Raw genomic sequence first — 1,239 nt, forward strand, 5'->3', positions numbered from 1 at the left:
GGTTATTGCGGCGGGGCTCACCTCTTCCCATCCCGAACAGAGAAGTTAAGCCCGCCTGCGCAGATGGTACTGCATCATTGTGGGAGAGTATGTCGTCGCCTTTCTTTTGAAAAACCCTATCCGATCCGGATAGGGTTTTTCTGTTTATATTGGTTTTGGAAATACATGATTATGATCTTGAAGCTTCAGATGTGCGTAGAGCTGCCTTTTTCTATGGGATATTTGTAATTTCATTGTTCTTTATGGTTTTTCTTGTGAAAGAATAATTGTAATAGTAATGGGGTTTTGGTTTGTTTAAATTGGATTTTGTTTCTGCTGTGAAATCTGCTTAATGCTGATGTGTGTTTTTTGGGACTATTGATTGTGTCTTGTAAACAGTGAGAATATTCTCGGTAAAGGCTATTTGTTTTGATTGTAATGAAATCAGTAGTATTAATGATTTGTCGGTTTATGAAAATCTGACTGGTTTATTTGTTGATGGGTTAAGTGGAAAATTGTATTATATATACATAGAATATAGTATTTCCTATACTGAGTAGATTCGAAATCTTTTTTGTAGCAGGAAATTGAGCAGGTGTTTTTTTTGGGCTTTTTTTAGGAAAAAGGTTTGTGTTTCTATTTTGGAATAGAGCGGTTACTTTTTAAAGAAAAAGCAGAAGGATTTCCGCTCCTATCGGGGCTAGGGGAGCTGTTTTCAGAAGAAATCATGTGTGATGGGGATGAATCTTTTCTAAAATGGAACCCTAAAGGGGAAAACTTGGCGCCTTTGCGCCTTTGCGGGATCAGAAAATGCATTTTAAGGAAGCCTTGAACCCTGTCTTTTTTCCGGAAAAGAGTGGGTAAAGCCTAAAAACCCGATAAAATCTGCAGATGAAAACGTCCCAAAATCATGAAAACCGCGGCGCAGTTCAGAAAAAAGCTACGGAGAGGCAAAAAACTTCGGACTGTAAAGTGTCCGTTATCAGTGCATTAAGAAAAAAGGCGAAAAAAGATCAAAAAAACCCGGTAAAAAAGCTTGCGAAAGCGGAAAAAGGTTCTACTTTTGCACCCGCAACAGCGAAGGCGTTCATCGAAATACCGGCAGGAAGGAAGGATCTGAAGAAAAGAAATTTTCAGAAAAAAAGATTCGGAAAAGCTTGCGGGATTCGGAAATGCTTTCTACATTTGCACCCCGCAAAACATGGAAAGTTCATTGATAGATTGGGAGAAGAATTGAGAGAATGAGGCGAAAAAAAAGCT

1 protein-coding gene and 1 rRNA gene are annotated in these 1,239 nt (G+C 38.7%); both read left to right on the top strand.

What is annotated here, in order from left to right:
• Positions 1–104: ribosomal RNA gene (rrf, locus tag AC5ZCW_RS22400) — 5S ribosomal RNA — on the top strand; the annotation flags it as partial.
• A gap of 766 nt (positions 105–870) precedes the next feature.
• Entirely contained in the window at positions 871–1,224 is a 354-nt protein-coding gene (locus AC5ZCW_RS22405) for a hypothetical protein (RefSeq protein WP_496121845.1), read from the top strand.
• Positions 1,225–1,239 lie beyond the last annotated feature (15 nt).

The organism is Flavobacterium sp. PLA-DH12, from assembly GCF_059511845.1.